Here is a 14,322-nt window from a genome sequence, read left to right as displayed (position 1 = left end):
TAAACACAATATTATGAAGAGTTTATCAATTACCGGACTTATACTTTTAGCAGTTTCTGCATTACTTTTCTATCTGACAACCGATTTTGCCGTAGAACAAATTAAAATTTCCCACATTATGGGAATAATGGCAGGAATAGGTATAGGACTTATCATTGGAGGAATGGTAGGATATGTAAGTAAAGGAAGTGCTATCAAGGCCGAACAGAAGAGAAAGGAATTCAAACAGCTGCAGAAAGACAAAGAAGAGCTTGAAAAACAGGCCGCAGAAATTGCAAAACGCCAGGCTGAACTTGAAGCACAAAATAAAAACCCTCAAATTTAAATTTGAGGGTTTAAAGTTGTTATTTTCGATATTAAATTAGAATTTATATCCTAAACCTACCATAAACAGATTAGGCCTGTTATCATATCTGATTTCCGTACCGGAAACTCTGTTGATGAAATTTCTTTCGTCTTTACTGAAAGCACCTTCATATCTGGCATTTACAATAAGTTTTTTGATTTCAAGCTGTGCACCAAACTGGTATCCTACAGTAAAATCATTTTTAGCATTTTCTTTGAAATCGTTGTAAGTATTGTCTTTATTTAAGTTAAAACTTCCTACAGGTCCTACAAAAACGCCCAGCATATTCCCTAAAAGGTTATATCCTAAAAGAACCGGAACATCAATACGGTTGCTTTTTACATCAAAAGTAGTGTTCTCTGTTGTAAACTCATTTTTGAAGTGAGTGTAATAGATTTCAGGCATCACAAACAATGAAGTAGGAAGACTTACTTTTAATGAAAGCCCAACGTTGAAACCTACATTATTTTTACCTGTTCCTTCAATTGCATCATTCACTGTTCCTTTAATGTTGGACCATGAAGGTGAGCCAGTCGGAAAAATTAAGTTGGCTTTACCTGCCAGTGAAATCTGTGCAGATGCCCACATTGAAAACCCTAATAACGCTATACTAAGTACCTTTTTCATTATCGTCTATTTTTGTATTTGTCGTTTCAATCGTTTTATTATTCTCAAGTAAATATTCTCTCAGCTCTTTAAACAGTTCTGAAGAATAAACGAAGTCAATCAGATTTTTATTGCCTGCAGTAATCAGAATGTCTTTGTTGCCTTCCCATTCTTTGATTCCAAGTCTTAGGTATACAATTTTCTCGCCAATCGTCATTACAGAGTTCATATCGTGGGTATTGACGATGGTTGTGGTGTTGTATTCTTTTGTGATCTCGTAAAGAAGATCATCTATTACTTTTGAAGTATAGGGATCAAGTCCGGAATTGGGCTCATCACAGAACAGATATTTTGGATTGTTTACAATTGCTCTTGCAATAGCAACCCTTTTCTGCATTCCTCCTGAAATTTCAGAAGGATATTTCTTTTCAGCTTTATCAAGGTGTACTCTTCCTATTACTTCAAAAACCCTTTTCTTTTTTTCTCTGTAGGTAAGATTGGTAAACATGTCAAGAGGAAACATAATGTTTTCTTCAACAGTTAAAGAGTCAAATAATGCGCTTCCCTGAAAGACGGTCCCGATTTCTGAACGGAGATGCTGTTTTTCATCTCTGGTCATCGTATTGATATCTTTTCCATCAAACAGAATTTCTCCTGATGAAGGCATATACACATTCAATAAACTTTTTAAAAACACAGTTTTTCCTGAACCACTCTGTCCAATAATCAGGTTTACCTTTCCTTTATCAAATGAAGTTGAAATTCCCTTCAATACTTCAACATCTCCAAAACTTTTCTTAAGATCTTTTACCTCAATCATCAGCTTAATATTAATTGGGTTAAAATTAATTCGGAAATGATAATGAATACCATTGTCCATACTACCGCCTGCGTACTGGCTCTACCTACTTCCAATGATCCTCCTTTCACATTATATCCGAAATAAGAAGGTACTGTGGCAATGATGAAGGCAAAAACAGTTGTTTTGATAAATGCATAATAGATAAACAGATTGGGCATATACATTTGGATTCCCACTATATAATCGTTCTCGGTCCAGTTTCCGGTCAGAATTCCGGCAATATATCCTCCGCCGATACCAAATACTATACTGATAGCAATAAGAAGAGGGTTAAAGAGAACACAGGCAACAATTTTAGGGAAAATCAGAAAATTCGGAGAGTTTACTCCCATGATATCCAATGCATCAATCTGTTCGGAAACCCTCATTGTTCCAATACTGGATGCAATATAAGACCCTACTTTACCCGCAAGAATCAGACTGATAATGGTTGGCGAAAATTCCAGAACCAATACAGCCTTTGTAGCGTATCCTACAAATGAAGTAGGAATAGGAAAAGAAGAAGCATCAAAGTTGTTGAACATCTGAATAGCAACTACAGCCCCCACGAAAATAGAAGTGAAGACTACGAGCCCGAAAGAATTTACTCCCAAATCATTAATTTCTCTCATGAACAGCTTCCAGAAAACCCTCATTTTCTGAGGTTTCTGCAGGGATTTTCCCAAGAGGATAATATATTCCCCTATTGCTGTGAAAAACTTTTTTAACATACTGCTAAATTAGACTTTTTTATTTAATTGGGCTACAGTCAAGAATAAGACCAAAGCTTGGTTTTGTGTTAAAATTATTTCAATATTATCTTATCCTGTTCTTTATTTTGCATTTTTATCTCCTCCAATAACCAATAGAACGGTTTTTAAAATAACGACCAGATCCAGGGCAAAGCTCCAGTTTCTTACATAGAATGCATCAGCAAGAACTCTTTTTTTCATCTCTACTTCCACATCTCCGAAGTCACCTCGCAGTCCGTTCACCTGTGCTAAACCGGTAATACCAGGACTTACCATACTTCTCAGGCTGTATCTGCCGATTTTAGGTTTGTAATAATTGTCGACAGCCAGCATGTGAGGACGCGGGCCTACCACAGACATTTCTCCTCTCAGCACATTGATGAATTGAGGAAGTTCATCAAGGCTTGTTTTTCTTAAAAATTTACCTATTTTGGTAATCCTGGAATCATTTACTGAGGTGGTTCTCGTGGTAGATTCATCATTCACAACCATTGTTCTGAATTTAATACAATTGAAAACCTCTTCATGAAAGCCGTATCTTTTCTGAAAGAAAAAAACAGGTCCTTTAGAAGTTGTTTTGATTAAAATCGCAATGATTGGAAATACCCATGAGCAGATGAAGACCAGTATAATAACAGAAAAGAAAATATCAAATGTCCTTTTCATCAGGAAATTAGAATAATAATCTAATGGATATCTGGCTTGATTAAGTACCGGCTGGGTCTGTATGTATCCAAGGTCATAAAGGAAAAAATCGCTTTGGGTGATACTTGGAATCAGTGAAATGTGAATCTTATGATCTTCGGCCAGTCTGAAAATTTCATTTTCCATTGCTTCGTCATAGGAGTTTTCCATAGATAAAAATAAGGTGTGGATTCCGTTCTTTTTCCAGAAATCTACCAGTTCACTGATTTTCACCGCGGTATGTTCGTATTCAAATATTCTGTATCCATAATCTTTTCGGTCTGTAAAGATATTCTTCAAAATTTCTGTGGAATGGTTGTCTCCTAAAAACATGACATTCCTGTAATTGGCACCAAGAGACCGTAAATATTTGATTGCAAAATATACTAATGATTTTGCAAGAAAGATGGCAATAAAAAGGTAAAGGGAAAGCCAGTAAATATCCGAATTGAAAAATACATTCTTACTTACCTTTCCTATAAGCAGCACTCCAAGTATAAAAAACAGGAAATGAATTAAAAGCCGTTCAAGAAACAGGGTATAAGTGAGGTTTCTCGGGATATTGTATATTTTTGTCCTACCGCTCAGGAGCACCCAGAACAAAAACAACAGAATGAGAGAAAAACTATTCTGGTACCAGGTTTCTTTATTGTATTTTAAACTTTCGTTTCTGCTTATAAAAAAGAATATGAAGACAGATGCAGTAACCATGAGGTCAAGCAACATAATGATTGATTTCAGGTATCTAGAGTATCGAATTCTCTGCATCTATCGGTATTATAGCGGATAAGCACGGCTAATTTACACTTTTTTACGGGATATTCAGATATTTGTGAGTCTGAACAGAAGCCTGCCACTCAGGGTTTTCCAGAATGAAATCTGTGATCTTGGGATACATGTCGTTTCTTTTGCTCCATTCACTCTGAAGATAAAGCTTACAGTTTTCGGAAACTTTTGCAGCCTGTTCCTGAGCAAAAGTAAAATCATGCTGATTGAAAATAATGACTTTAAGCTCATTGGCCTTTTGATAGATCTCCTCCTTAGGAAGTCCTGTTTTCTTAGGGGAGAGAGTAATCCAATCCAGCTGCCCGCTCATAGGATACGCTCCTGACGTTTCGATGTGCACTGTACATCCCAATTCTTTCAGTTTGGAGGTCAGTATATCTAAATTCCACATTAAAGGTTCACCACCGGTCAATACAATTGTTTTACAGTGTCTGGCAGCTGTTTCTGCAATTTCTTCTGCATTCATCAGGGGATGAAGTTCCGGATCCCAGCTTTCTTTTACATCACACCAGTGACATCCAACATCACACCCTCCCAGCCTGATAAAATAGGCGGCTTTTCCGGTATGTGCTCCTTCTCCCTGTAAAGTGTAAAAATGCTCCATCACAGGGAGCATTTTACCTTCTTTTAATAAAATATCTTCTTCTTTATTCATTTTAAAATTAGTCGTTATAGACCGAAGTTTTGTAAGCAATGATAGTATTTTTCATCAACATCGCTCTTGTCATTGGGCCTACTCCTCCAGGTACCGGAGTGATCCAGCTTGCTTTGGCAGCACAGCTGTCAAAATCCACATCACCTGCAAGATAATATCCTTTTGGAGAGTCATTATCTACTCTTGTAATACCCACGTCAACAATTACTGCTCCTTCCTTGATCATATCTCCTTTTAAGAAATGTGGATCTCCCAAAGCGGTAATGACGATGTCTGCTTTTCTTGTATATTCTTCGATGTCTTTCGTGTATGAGTGCGTAAGGGTAACAGTAGAGTTTCCAGGGAAATCTTTTCTTCCCATCAAAATACTCATTGGTCTTCCTACAATTTTACTTCTTCCGATAATGACACAGTCTTTTCCTTTCGTTTCAATATTATATCTTTCCAATAAAGTTAAGATCCCGAAAGGAGTTGCCGGCAAGAAAGTATCCATTTCAAGAGCCATTTTTCCAAAGTTTTCCGGGTGGAAACCATCCACATCTTTTCTAGGATCGATAGCGTTGATGATCTTTTCCTGATCAATCTGATCCGGCAAAGGCAGCTGAACGATAAATCCGTCTACTGCTTTAGACTTGTTAAGCTCGTCAATTTTTTCCAATAGTTCAGATTCTGAAACTGTGCTTGGAAATTTGATTAAGCTGGATTGAAATCCTACTTCTTCACAGTCTTTTACTTTAGAGTTTACATAGGCCTTGCTAGCTCCGTTATTCCCTACAAGAATAGCTACCAAATGAGGAGCTCTTCTTTTGCTTGCGAGAATCTTTTCTACTTCTACCTTGATCTCCGCTTTAATTTCCTTGGATACTTTAAGTCCGTCAAGAATTTCTGCCATTTTTACTTTTTTACTTTATAGATTTACTTTACTTTCTTTTTGCTTACTATTTATTTTCTTTATAGTAATTGATCAATCCATTGGTAGAGCTGTCATGAGAGCTTATTGCCTCATTGTTTTCAAGCTCAGGAAGGATTTTGTTGGCTAATACTTTTCCTAATTCCACTCCAAACTGGTCAAAACTGAAAATATTCCAGATTACTCCCTGAACAAAAATTTTGTGTTCATATAAAGCAATCAGTTGACCTAATGAGAAAGGAGTTAATTCTTTGAATAATATAGAGTTAGTTGGTGTATTTCCATGGAAGACCTTGAAATTGATCAGCCTGTCTATTTCTTCATCAGATTTTCCGGAATTTCTAAGCTCTTCTTCTACTTCTTCTTCCAGTTTTCCGAAGGCAAGTGCCTCAGTCTGAGCAAAAAAGTTCGCTAATAATTTATCCTGATGATCAGAAACATGGTTCGGGCTTTTTGCATAGGCGATAAAATCTGCCGGAATCAATTCTGTTCCCTGGTGGATTAATTGATAAAATGCGTGCTGGCCGTTTGTTCCCGGTTCTCCCCAAATGATAGGCCCCGTTTCATATTCTACGAATTCACCGTTTCTGTCTACACATTTTCCGTTACTTTCCATGTCTCCCTGCTGAAGATATGCAGCGAATCTGTCCAGATATTGAGAATAAGGTAGGATGGCATAAGTAGTTGCTGCATAGAAATTACGGTACCAGATTCCCAGAAGTCCCATTAATACAGGAATGTTTTCAGAGAATTCTGCCGTCTGGAAGTGTTGGTCTGTATCAAAAGCACCTTTCAAAAGCTGCTCGAAATTTTCATATCCTACAGAAAGTACAATACTTAATCCGATAGCACTCCAAAGAGAATATCTTCCGCCTACCCAGTCCCAGAACTCAAAAATATTTTCTTCTGCGATTCCGAACTTTTTAACTTCCTCAATATTAGTAGATAAAGCCACAAAATGCTTCGCGACATCTTCCTGTTTTCCTGCTTTCAGGAACCAGTCTTTAGCTGAATTGGCATTCGTCATTGTTTCCTGAGTCGTAAATGTCTTGGAAGCAATGATGAATAAAGTAGTTTCAGGATTTAAATCTTTTACCACTTCTGCGATATGATTTCCGTCCACGTTGGAAACAAAGTGAGCGTTTAATCTTGTTTTAAAATGCTTTAAAGCTGAACAAACCATTACAGGACCCAAATCCGATCCTCCAATCCCGATGTTGACTACATCTGTGATCTCTTTTCCACTATAACCTTTATGTTCTCCTGAAATAATCTTCTCAGAAAAAGACTTCATATGCTCAAGAACTCTCTTGATCTGTGGTTTGATATTTTCTCCATCCACAAGAATTTCACGGTCTGAAAAATCTCTTAATGCGGTGTGAAGAACAGCTCTTCCTTCAGTTTCATTGATTTTATCTCCGGAGAACATTCTGGAAATAGCATCTTTTAACTGGCTTTCTTCTGCCAATTGTAACAGAAGATCCTTGGTTCTGGAATCGATCAGGTTTTTAGAATAATCAAAAAGATAGTTGTCCTTTTGCAGGGAAAACTCGTTAAAACGGTTCGGGTTATATTGGAAGAGAGTTCTAAGATCAAAGTCATTTCCACCGAAATGTTCGTCAAGTGCTTTCCAGCTGTTGGTTTGTGTTGGATTTATTTTTGATAGCATATTACAGAATTTTTATCATTCAGAAAATCATGTATCGAATGAAAATGGCTAATCATCCATAATGATTTATTTCTGATCTGCAAATTTACGGAAAAATAAAACCTCAGATAAATTTGAAGAAGATAAATAACATTTTTTTAAAAAACAAAACCTCAGAACAGACCTGAGGTTTTATAAAATGTGTTTTGTGGTAAGAGTTTTCAATACTATTCATCCATTTCGTTCAGAATGTTTTCCAATTGTTTTGCGCTTCCTCCATAGATGTATTTTGTCCATAGAACAATGCTGGTTATAAACCCTAACGTTCCGATCAGTACTGCAATGATTAATCCCTGTTGATGAGAAGCAGAAAGTTCTGGTAAAGACTTTCCCTGCTCTTTCATCGTATTGTAGATAACCAGTCCAATAGTAATAAGTAAATGTGGAAGTAATAAAAATCCGAAAGACTGATATCGTTCCATATTCAGCCGGAGTTCATGATATATTTTCCAAAGGCTGTTTTTGGTGTTTCCTGTATAAAGTTCTGTCTGCTTGTAGAATTTATAAAATCCTAGCAGATAGTATGAAGAGATAACCACCATCATCGTATAGGATACATAATAAATAATGTACTGTGAATGAGGAAATTTAAACTGTAAAGGGAAAAAAGCGATCAGAATGATGGCCAGAATCTGCATAGGAAATTCTTTCTTCATGTTTTTCTGGATTTTTTCTATAGGGTGTTTGCTTTCCTTTAATTGCTTTATGGTATCAGGAATATGGACATCGCTGTCTTCTTTATTCCACTGTTCTTTTAATTGATCAAAATTCATAACCTGATTTTTTTATGATTTGCTGTATTTTTTCTTTTGTTCTGTTGAGTTTTACGCGGGCATTACCTTCACTGAGACCTAAATTGTTTCCGATTTCTTTGTGTGACATCCCTTCCATGAAATAAAATATGACGGCCTTTTCCAGAGGATTCAGTTCCTGAACGGCACTGTAGAAAACTTCCAGCTGTCTGTCTTTGGTGGGATTATAATCTTCCTGCTGAACTTCAAAATGATGATGAGCATCCATATGGTTATTGGATCTCTGCTTTTCTTTTTTTAAATAGGTAATTGCAGTATTGATGGCAACCCGGTACATCCAGGTAGAAAATTCACTGTTCCCTTTGAAATTCTGATAGGACTTCCAAAGCTGGATTAGGATTTCCTGCTGAAGGTCTTCCCGGTCCTCTACGGAATCTGCATAGATCCGCGAAGCTTTGTATAAGATACCTTTATGCTGGTTGACAAGCTTTAAAAAAGCGGTTTCGGCTGGACTGCTCACAATGGTTTCATGGTTTGGTTATAATTATAAGCTTGACACAGGTCTTACGGTGTAGCCTTTGGCCCGAAGAAGAGGGATAATTCCGTTTTTACCCATAAGATGAGATCCACCGACAGCAAATAAAGAGCTTTCGTTTTTCATCATGTCCGGCATTATTTTTACCCAGTTTTGATTTCTGTTGGTCAGCATGGCCTTTTCCTGTTGGGCATTCATGAATCTTTCATCCTTAAAAAGACTGTATAAAGATTGTACATTTTCATTTTTAAAAGCTTCAATCATCTGTCTGAACAATATTTGATATTCCTTGTCCATTTTCAGTTGAGTAATAATGTTCTTCAGGTCGTAAGCCTCATTGATTGATTTCATCTGATCTTCTACTTTTTCCAGTCCTTTGATGCTTTTTTTATCTTTGATCGCTTTCTGAAGAAGTTCCATCTCGTAAAGTTTTACTTCAGTCTGAGGACATGGAATGGCTTTGGTGGAAAGCAATGCATAAAGTGCCTGCGGGCTTGAAGAATTAATGCTTTTCAGGTCTGTTCCATAATTAGCGAGAATCGTATTCAGCTCTTTAGCTTCTTCTGAAGAAAGCTGGTCAGATATTTTTTTATCTGCTTTAAACATTTTCTGTAATGACATCATTTCTGCAGGATCTGTATAATTGATTTCCATAACAAGGTTTTCAGATTTCTCAAGCGCTTTCAGTACTTTAGGTTTGATCTCAAAATCTTTACTGCATAAGATATGAAAAGTCCCGGTAATATAAGAAGGCTTAGAAAGACCGTTTCCGGAAACCTCCCAAAGCAGGCTGTTTTCTTTGTTGTTGCTTTTACCTTGTGCATTGGATGTTATGAAATTCAATGACAATAATGCTGCAAATCCAAGTTTGATAAAATTTTTCATAATATATTTTTTTTTTTTTTTGATTCTCTGTTCTTTTAAACAGTAGGTAAAGCAGGCATTACAATCGTTACAGTTTTTTTCAAAAAAAAATAAAAACCTCCTGAAAACAGGAGGCTGTAAAATCTAAAATTATGATGATAACCAATTGGTTAGGATGGTCTTTTATTCCGGGTTTTTTGGATATTCAGGTTTTGAAATTTTTCTTTTTCTTAAAAAATAGAGGATTGCAGCAGCAATTAATACAAGAGACCATACATTGATAAGCCCCACAATAATCCTCTGAATCAGATAGAATCCGTATACAAAGCCATCTTTAGCATCATAGATGAAATTGTATTTATACTTATTATCAATACTTGTGGTGTTGGTAACAGCAATTTCTGCAACACGCAACTGTGGCTCTTTGATATAAATGTCAATCGTGCTGTATTTCAGATCATCCGTCATGTTCATGCTGGAAAGCTTTTGAAGATTTCCTTCAGACATATTCTCATCATCCAGCGTTACTTTATCTTTATTGGTTTTGAGCTTACTGATGTTTTCTGAAGTTTTTTGATTTTTTTTCCCTTCCAGTTCAGAATACTTGATGTTGGCTGTTACATCCTCAGCATTGATGGATCTTGAATTAAGAAATAATTTATTGGTATTGATTGCTGTTAAAAGCTCTCCCAGTTTTTCCGTAGGAATACGAACCTGCATTCTGTTTTCTGTCTGATATTTCTTAACCAGCATAGCTTCTTCATCAGAAGTGTTGTAGGTGTTTTCAGAAACAACGTTACTTTGAAGATTACTATTGGTAACAAATCCTCCAAGCTCCTGAATCGATTTTTCAATAGCAATCGTTGCATTATACACATCTTTTACTTCCATGTTCACATCAGCTGTTTTGATGAACTGTTTGTCTTTTACTTTCATTTCTGCAATGGATGAAATACTGTCGGAAACCACAGCAGCTGCTGAATCGGTAGTAGCATACGCTTCAAGATCTTTAGAAGAAACTTCTCCCTTTTTACATGAATAAATTCCTAGTAAAAGTATAGCTGACAGAGATAATTTAATGTAAGTGGTTTTCATAGCGCTGATTTTTGTTGTTTTGCTTGAGTCAAAGTTCAGCCAGGATCTTTTGTAACATTTGAAAATCAAAAGTAAAAATCTTGTAAATAAAATTTTTACTTATAATGAGTTGAAATATAGTATTTTGTAAAATAAACTTGAGCTTCAGCCATTGCTTTCGGAGTAGTTTTTGCTTATCTTTTACAAACCAAAACTACAATCTATCACTATGTCAAATACTTTTTCCAAAATCAGAAACGCAATAGGGTTATTCACATCTATAGATTTTGATCAGCTGAGTGCCATTTCTCAAAAAGTGGACTTGCCAAAACTGATGCAAAATTTCTCAAAACTGGATGATAAACAGCTTTCCGGGCTTATGAAAATGCTCGATCCCGAAAAGAAAAAGAAAGAACTTCCTGCCATTGATGGAGACTTTTATGATATCTATCATACTCTTACTCCTGAACAGCGTGAAATTCAGCTTAAAGTAAGAGCGTTCATGGAAAAAGAAGTCAAGCCTCTGGTCAATCATTACTGGCTCAGAGATGAATTTCCCTTTGAACTCATTCCTAAATTCCAGAAACTGGATATCTGCGGGGTTACTTATGAAGGGTATGGCTGTCCGGGAATGCCTTTCCTGATGGAAGGTGTTATTGCCATGGAGATGGCAAGAGTGGATGCTTCTATCGCCACATTTTTCGGAGTACAATCCGGACTGGCAATGGGCTCTATTTATATCTGCGGATCGGAAGAGCAGAAGCAAAAATGGCTTCCGCAGATGCAGAAATTTGAAAAAATAGGAGCTTTCGGGCTTACGGAGCCGGAAGTTGGGTCAGGAGCAGCAGGCGGACTTACGGTAACCTGTAAAAAAACACCGGAAGGCTGGATTCTGAATGGGCAGAAAAAATGGATCGGGAATGCTACTTTTGCAGATATCATCATCATCTGGGCAAGAGATCTGGATAGTGGAGAAGTGAAAGGTTTTATTGTAGAAAAAGATAATCCGGGATATTCCGTAGAAAAGATCAAAGGAAAAATGGCGTTAAGAATTGTTCAGAACGGATTGATTACCTTAAAAGACTGTCTCGTTACCGAAGAAAACCGTCTGCAGAATGCCAATTCCTTTAAAGATACAGGAAAAGTACTGAGAATGACAAGAGCTGGAGTAGCATGGATGGCTACAGGCTGTGCACGCGGAGCTTACGAAAGTGCTTTGGATTATACCCGAAAGAGAGAACAGTTTGGAAGACCTATAGCCTCATTCCAAATGATTCAGGGACATCTGGTGGAAATGTTGTCCAATCTTACCGCTATGCAGACAATGGTTTTCAGACTGTCTGAAATGCAGGATGAAGGGATTTTAAAAGACGAACATGCTTCTTTAGCCAAAGTTTTCTGCACACTCAGAACAAGAGATATTGTTTCCAGAGCAAGAGAAGTAATGGGAGGGAACGGAATTCTGCTCGAGTATGATGTGGCCAGATTTGTTGCCGATGCAGAAGCAATCTATTCTTACGAAGGAACAAAAGAAATCAACTCGCTCATTGTTGGGCGATCGATTACGGGTTTCAGTGCTTTCGTATAGGAAAGAGGTAGCAGGTAGCAGATAATAGGTTACAGGAACTAAAATCAACAAGACTCCATCTGAAGTTTACTGGTACTGCAACCTACAACCTGCAACCTATTACCTGCAATCTTATGAAACTAAATGTTTATATTTTTCCTTGTTGTCAATAATCATCCATAGGTTGATCAGAAACATCACTCCTGCAATGCTCATTCCCATTGGAGATTTATCCATTGTGAAAACATGCGTGACAATTCCTACCATGACAGGTAAAATAACAATGGCACCTAATGCTCTTGTTTTTGGGAAAATAAATAATAACCCACCAATAACTTCTACAATGCCCACTAATGGCATCAGCCAGCTGATCTCTCCAAAAGCAGCGAAAAGTTTCATTTGTTCTGGAGTAGGTTTCTCCATGGGCATATAATTGAAAAACTTGTTTAATCCGGCATTAATAAACATAAGCCCGAAAAGTAAACATAAAATGAATTTTACTGTTTTCATGTTTGGTGATTTTATACCAAATGTAAAATAAAAATAGGATTTTTTGATTGTATTTTTATAAAAATTGTATAATTAATGTTAATGATAGGTTAATGTTGTGTTTTGGATAATTTCATTGTTTATATTTGATATTCAAACTAAACTAATACTATTATGTTGAAAAATCTTAAAAAATTAAACCGTACGGATTTGAGAGAAATCCATGGAGGCGGAGGTGTTGGAAAATGTGATATAGGACCAATTGGATGTCCGTGTAAAATTCCACCAGGTGATCCTTGTTTAGGTGGCCCGGGTGGAGATCCTAGTGGACCTTCTTATGGATATTGTCCCGACAGCCAATCTTATATTCTTTGTACGGAAACGTGTCCAAATGGAATGAACCCTTTGTGTGCTCTTCCATAAATAATATAAAAAAGACTGTCTTGAAAAAGGCAGTCTTTTTATTTAAAGTTAGGAGTATGTCAATTATTGCTTATTGCCCATTACTCATATTTAGTCCATTTCCTTCAAAGTAATATTCTTGGAAATTTTGTAGCTTTTTTTCTTCTTATGGGGCTTAGGCTCTTCTCCGAGCAGCCTTCCCCAGGGTTTAAGATCATCCACTCTTTCGCAAATAATTTTGATAATGGCAATTGCCGGAATACACAGGAACATTCCCGCAATTCCCCAAAGATGTTCTCCTAAAAGGATTCCAATAAAAGAAAATAAGGCATTGATCTTTACTTTAGAGCCTACTACAAACGGAAGAACAATATTTCCGTCTACAGCGTGTATGGCAATATAGCCCAAAGCAACGTAAATACATGTTGATGGAGTAGAAGTGGCGAATGCTATAAAGCAGGAAATTAACAGAGAAATAAAGATTCCCAGATAGGGAATGACGTTTAATAACCCGGTCAAAACTCCTAAAAGAATAGCATATTTTACTCCCAGAATCGTAAGAAGGACTGAAGTAAGAACAGATACAATAATCACCTGAAGAAAAAGACCGAAGATGTATTTCTTAGTCATGATTCTGATTTCATTCACAGCTTCCTGTACACTTGCTTTATGTCTTTCGTTGAAAACAGTAACGATAAAATTATTTAAAAGTCTTCTGTAATTTAAAATAAAGATAAAAAACAGGGTGAAAAATATAATAAATCCGAATCCGGTTGAAAATATTCCAAAAGTAAATCCTAAAATGACTCCCGAAGAAGACAGAAGTTTAGTTAATCCCTGGTTAATATAATCCACCTGTTCATCCACTTTTACATTAAATGTTTTGGAAACCCAATGCTGGAGGCTGTTAAAAACAGTAGTAAACTGTTCCTTGAGGTGTGGAAGATCCTTACTGAAATCAGACAGCTGATTGGTAAAGAAGTAAATAATTCCGCCTAAAATCATCAGCATAATAAATACTGAAGTCATCGTAGACACAGATCTCGGAAATCTTAACTTTTTTTCCATAAAAGTGGCTGCCGGTAAAAACAGCATGGCCATAAGGAATGCGAGGAAAAAGGGCGCTAAAATACTTTGCCCTAATGCCAGTAGATAACCAAGACCAATGATGGAAACCACCACGAGGGTAAGCTTGACAAGGAAAGGAAGTCTAAGAAAATTCATAATCTAAAAATCTGCAGTGTGGAATAAAAATAAGAAAACCCATCTGAATTGAAAAATTTTTATTCAATTCTGCGGGATTTTCTTCTGTTGTTGCAAATTTTATTCCAGCCGATGAAATTGTACGCTT

General features: G+C 36.6%; 16 protein-coding genes. 3 read left to right on the top strand and 13 right to left on the bottom strand.

The window, feature by feature from the left end:
* Nucleotides 1–13 precede the first annotated feature (13 nt).
* Entirely contained in the window at nt 14–325 is a 312-nt protein-coding gene (locus FFS26_RS08380; protein WP_110009932.1) for a hypothetical protein, read from the top strand.
* A gap of 36 nt (nt 326–361) precedes the next feature.
* Here the strand turns inward: FFS26_RS08380 and FFS26_RS08375 are convergent, their stop codons facing one another.
* From FFS26_RS08375 to FFS26_RS08325, 11 genes are all read right to left on the bottom strand, one after another.
* Nucleotides 362–973: an outer membrane beta-barrel protein gene (locus FFS26_RS08375; RefSeq protein ID WP_137904799.1), complete on the bottom strand. Its 612-nt coding sequence runs from the start codon at nt 971–973 to the stop codon at nt 362–364.
* Nucleotides 957–1,772 carry an ABC transporter ATP-binding protein gene (locus FFS26_RS08370; protein ID WP_002983922.1) on the bottom strand — a complete coding sequence of 272 codons (816 nt, stop codon included), beginning with the start codon at nt 1,770–1,772 and terminating at the stop codon, nt 957–959. Before FFS26_RS08370 ends, FFS26_RS08375 begins: the two co-directional genes overlap by 17 nt.
* Nucleotides 1,772–2,524 (bottom strand): MlaE family ABC transporter permease, encoded by a 753-nt coding sequence (locus FFS26_RS08365; RefSeq protein WP_110009930.1) that lies wholly within the window; start codon nt 2,522–2,524, stop codon nt 1,772–1,774. Before FFS26_RS08365 ends, FFS26_RS08370 begins: the two co-directional genes overlap by 1 nt.
* Before the next feature lie 102 nt (nt 2,525–2,626).
* Nucleotides 2,627–3,997, bottom strand: coding sequence for an exopolysaccharide biosynthesis polyprenyl glycosylphosphotransferase (locus FFS26_RS08360; RefSeq protein WP_110009929.1), 1,371 nt, complete (start codon nt 3,995–3,997; stop codon nt 2,627–2,629).
* Nucleotides 3,998–4,040: 43 nt separating this feature from the next.
* Nucleotides 4,041–4,670 carry a 7-carboxy-7-deazaguanine synthase QueE gene (locus FFS26_RS08355; protein ID WP_110009928.1) on the bottom strand — a complete coding sequence of 210 codons (630 nt, stop codon included), beginning with the start codon at nt 4,668–4,670 and terminating at the stop codon, nt 4,041–4,043.
* A 7-nt stretch (nt 4,671–4,677) separates the two neighbouring features.
* Nucleotides 4,678–5,562: a bifunctional 5,10-methylenetetrahydrofolate dehydrogenase/5,10-methenyltetrahydrofolate cyclohydrolase gene (locus tag FFS26_RS08350; protein WP_034692667.1), complete on the bottom strand. Its 885-nt coding sequence runs from the start codon at nt 5,560–5,562 to the stop codon at nt 4,678–4,680.
* A 46-nt stretch (nt 5,563–5,608) separates the two neighbouring features.
* Nucleotides 5,609–7,249: a glucose-6-phosphate isomerase gene (gene pgi / locus FFS26_RS08345; RefSeq protein WP_110009927.1), complete on the bottom strand. Its 1,641-nt coding sequence runs from the start codon at nt 7,247–7,249 to the stop codon at nt 5,609–5,611.
* A 206-nt stretch (nt 7,250–7,455) separates the two neighbouring features.
* Nucleotides 7,456–8,061, bottom strand: a complete 606-nt coding sequence (locus FFS26_RS08340) for a hypothetical protein (RefSeq protein WP_062676034.1) — start codon at nt 8,059–8,061, stop codon at nt 7,456–7,458.
* On the bottom strand, nt 8,051–8,560 hold the full coding sequence (locus FFS26_RS08335) for an RNA polymerase sigma factor (RefSeq protein ID WP_110009926.1): 510 nt from the start codon (nt 8,558–8,560) through the stop codon (nt 8,051–8,053). Before FFS26_RS08335 ends, FFS26_RS08340 begins: the two co-directional genes overlap by 11 nt.
* A gap of 24 nt (nt 8,561–8,584) precedes the next feature.
* Complete coding sequence (locus FFS26_RS08330) at nt 8,585–9,460, bottom strand: TraB/GumN family protein (RefSeq protein ID WP_137904798.1); 876 nt, start codon at nt 9,458–9,460, stop codon at nt 8,585–8,587.
* 162 nt (nt 9,461–9,622) lie between these two features.
* Nucleotides 9,623–10,534 carry a DUF4349 domain-containing protein gene (locus FFS26_RS08325; RefSeq protein ID WP_137904797.1) on the bottom strand — a complete coding sequence of 304 codons (912 nt, stop codon included), beginning with the start codon at nt 10,532–10,534 and terminating at the stop codon, nt 9,623–9,625.
* Between the two features lie 208 nt (nt 10,535–10,742).
* On the opposite strand from FFS26_RS08325, the gene FFS26_RS08320 reads away from it, so the two are divergent.
* On the top strand, nt 10,743–12,101 hold the full coding sequence (locus FFS26_RS08320) for an acyl-CoA dehydrogenase family protein (protein ID WP_137904796.1): 1,359 nt from the start codon (nt 10,743–10,745) through the stop codon (nt 12,099–12,101).
* A 111-nt stretch (nt 12,102–12,212) separates the two neighbouring features.
* Here the strand turns inward: FFS26_RS08320 and FFS26_RS08315 are convergent, their stop codons facing one another.
* Nucleotides 12,213–12,590 (bottom strand): DoxX family protein, encoded by a 378-nt coding sequence (locus tag FFS26_RS08315; protein ID WP_110009924.1) that lies wholly within the window; start codon nt 12,588–12,590, stop codon nt 12,213–12,215.
* A gap of 153 nt (nt 12,591–12,743) precedes the next feature.
* On the opposite strand from FFS26_RS08315, the gene FFS26_RS08310 reads away from it, so the two are divergent.
* Nucleotides 12,744–12,992 carry a bacteriocin-like protein gene (locus tag FFS26_RS08310; RefSeq protein WP_137904795.1) on the top strand — a complete coding sequence of 83 codons (249 nt, stop codon included), beginning with the start codon at nt 12,744–12,746 and terminating at the stop codon, nt 12,990–12,992.
* Nucleotides 12,993–13,082: 90 nt separating this feature from the next.
* On the opposite strand, the gene FFS26_RS08305 is transcribed toward FFS26_RS08310, so the two are convergent.
* Nucleotides 13,083–14,195 carry an AI-2E family transporter gene (locus FFS26_RS08305; RefSeq protein WP_137904794.1) on the bottom strand — a complete coding sequence of 371 codons (1,113 nt, stop codon included), beginning with the start codon at nt 14,193–14,195 and terminating at the stop codon, nt 13,083–13,085.
* Nucleotides 14,196–14,322 lie beyond the last annotated feature (127 nt).

It is taken from the genome of Chryseobacterium sp. 2VB, assembly GCF_005503635.1.
In the GTDB taxonomy this organism is placed as follows: domain Bacteria; phylum Bacteroidota; class Bacteroidia; order Flavobacteriales; family Weeksellaceae; genus Chryseobacterium; species Chryseobacterium cupriresistens.
Note: the sequence above shows the minus strand (reverse complement) of the source record. Positions and strands in the feature narration are given on the sequence as shown.

Excerpts from the sequence above, each read along its gene's own strand:
- FFS26_RS08375 (WP_137904799.1), bottom strand. The coding sequence starts at position 973 with ATGAAAAAGGTACTTAGTATAGCGTTATTAGGGTTTTCAATGTGGGCA.
- FFS26_RS08305 (WP_137904794.1), bottom strand. The coding sequence starts at position 14,195 with ATGAATTTTCTTAGACTTCCTTTCCTTGTCAAGCTTACCCTCGTGGTG.
- FFS26_RS08370 (WP_002983922.1), bottom strand. The coding sequence starts at position 1,772 with ATGATTGAGGTAAAAGATCTTAAGAAAAGTTTTGGAGATGTTGAAGTA.
- FFS26_RS08380 (WP_110009932.1), top strand. The coding sequence starts at position 14 with ATGAAGAGTTTATCAATTACCGGACTTATACTTTTAGCAGTTTCTGCA.
- FFS26_RS08365 (WP_110009930.1), bottom strand. The coding sequence starts at position 2,524 with ATGTTAAAAAAGTTTTTCACAGCAATAGGGGAATATATTATCCTCTTG.
- FFS26_RS08310 (WP_137904795.1), top strand. The coding sequence starts at position 12,744 with ATGTTGAAAAATCTTAAAAAATTAAACCGTACGGATTTGAGAGAAATC.
- FFS26_RS08320 (WP_137904796.1), top strand. The coding sequence starts at position 10,743 with ATGTCAAATACTTTTTCCAAAATCAGAAACGCAATAGGGTTATTCACA.
- pgi (WP_110009927.1), bottom strand. The coding sequence starts at position 7,249 with ATGCTATCAAAAATAAATCCAACACAAACCAACAGCTGGAAAGCACTT.
- FFS26_RS08315 (WP_110009924.1), bottom strand. The coding sequence starts at position 12,590 with ATGAAAACAGTAAAATTCATTTTATGTTTACTTTTCGGGCTTATGTTT.
- FFS26_RS08350 (WP_034692667.1), bottom strand. The coding sequence starts at position 5,562 with ATGGCAGAAATTCTTGACGGACTTAAAGTATCCAAGGAAATTAAAGCG.
- FFS26_RS08325 (WP_137904797.1), bottom strand. The coding sequence starts at position 10,534 with ATGAAAACCACTTACATTAAATTATCTCTGTCAGCTATACTTTTACTA.
- FFS26_RS08340 (WP_062676034.1), bottom strand. The coding sequence starts at position 8,061 with ATGAATTTTGATCAATTAAAAGAACAGTGGAATAAAGAAGACAGCGAT.
- FFS26_RS08355 (WP_110009928.1), bottom strand. The coding sequence starts at position 4,670 with ATGAATAAAGAAGAAGATATTTTATTAAAAGAAGGTAAAATGCTCCCT.
- FFS26_RS08360 (WP_110009929.1), bottom strand. The coding sequence starts at position 3,997 with ATGCAGAGAATTCGATACTCTAGATACCTGAAATCAATCATTATGTTG.
- FFS26_RS08330 (WP_137904798.1), bottom strand. The coding sequence starts at position 9,460 with ATGAAAAATTTTATCAAACTTGGATTTGCAGCATTATTGTCATTGAAT.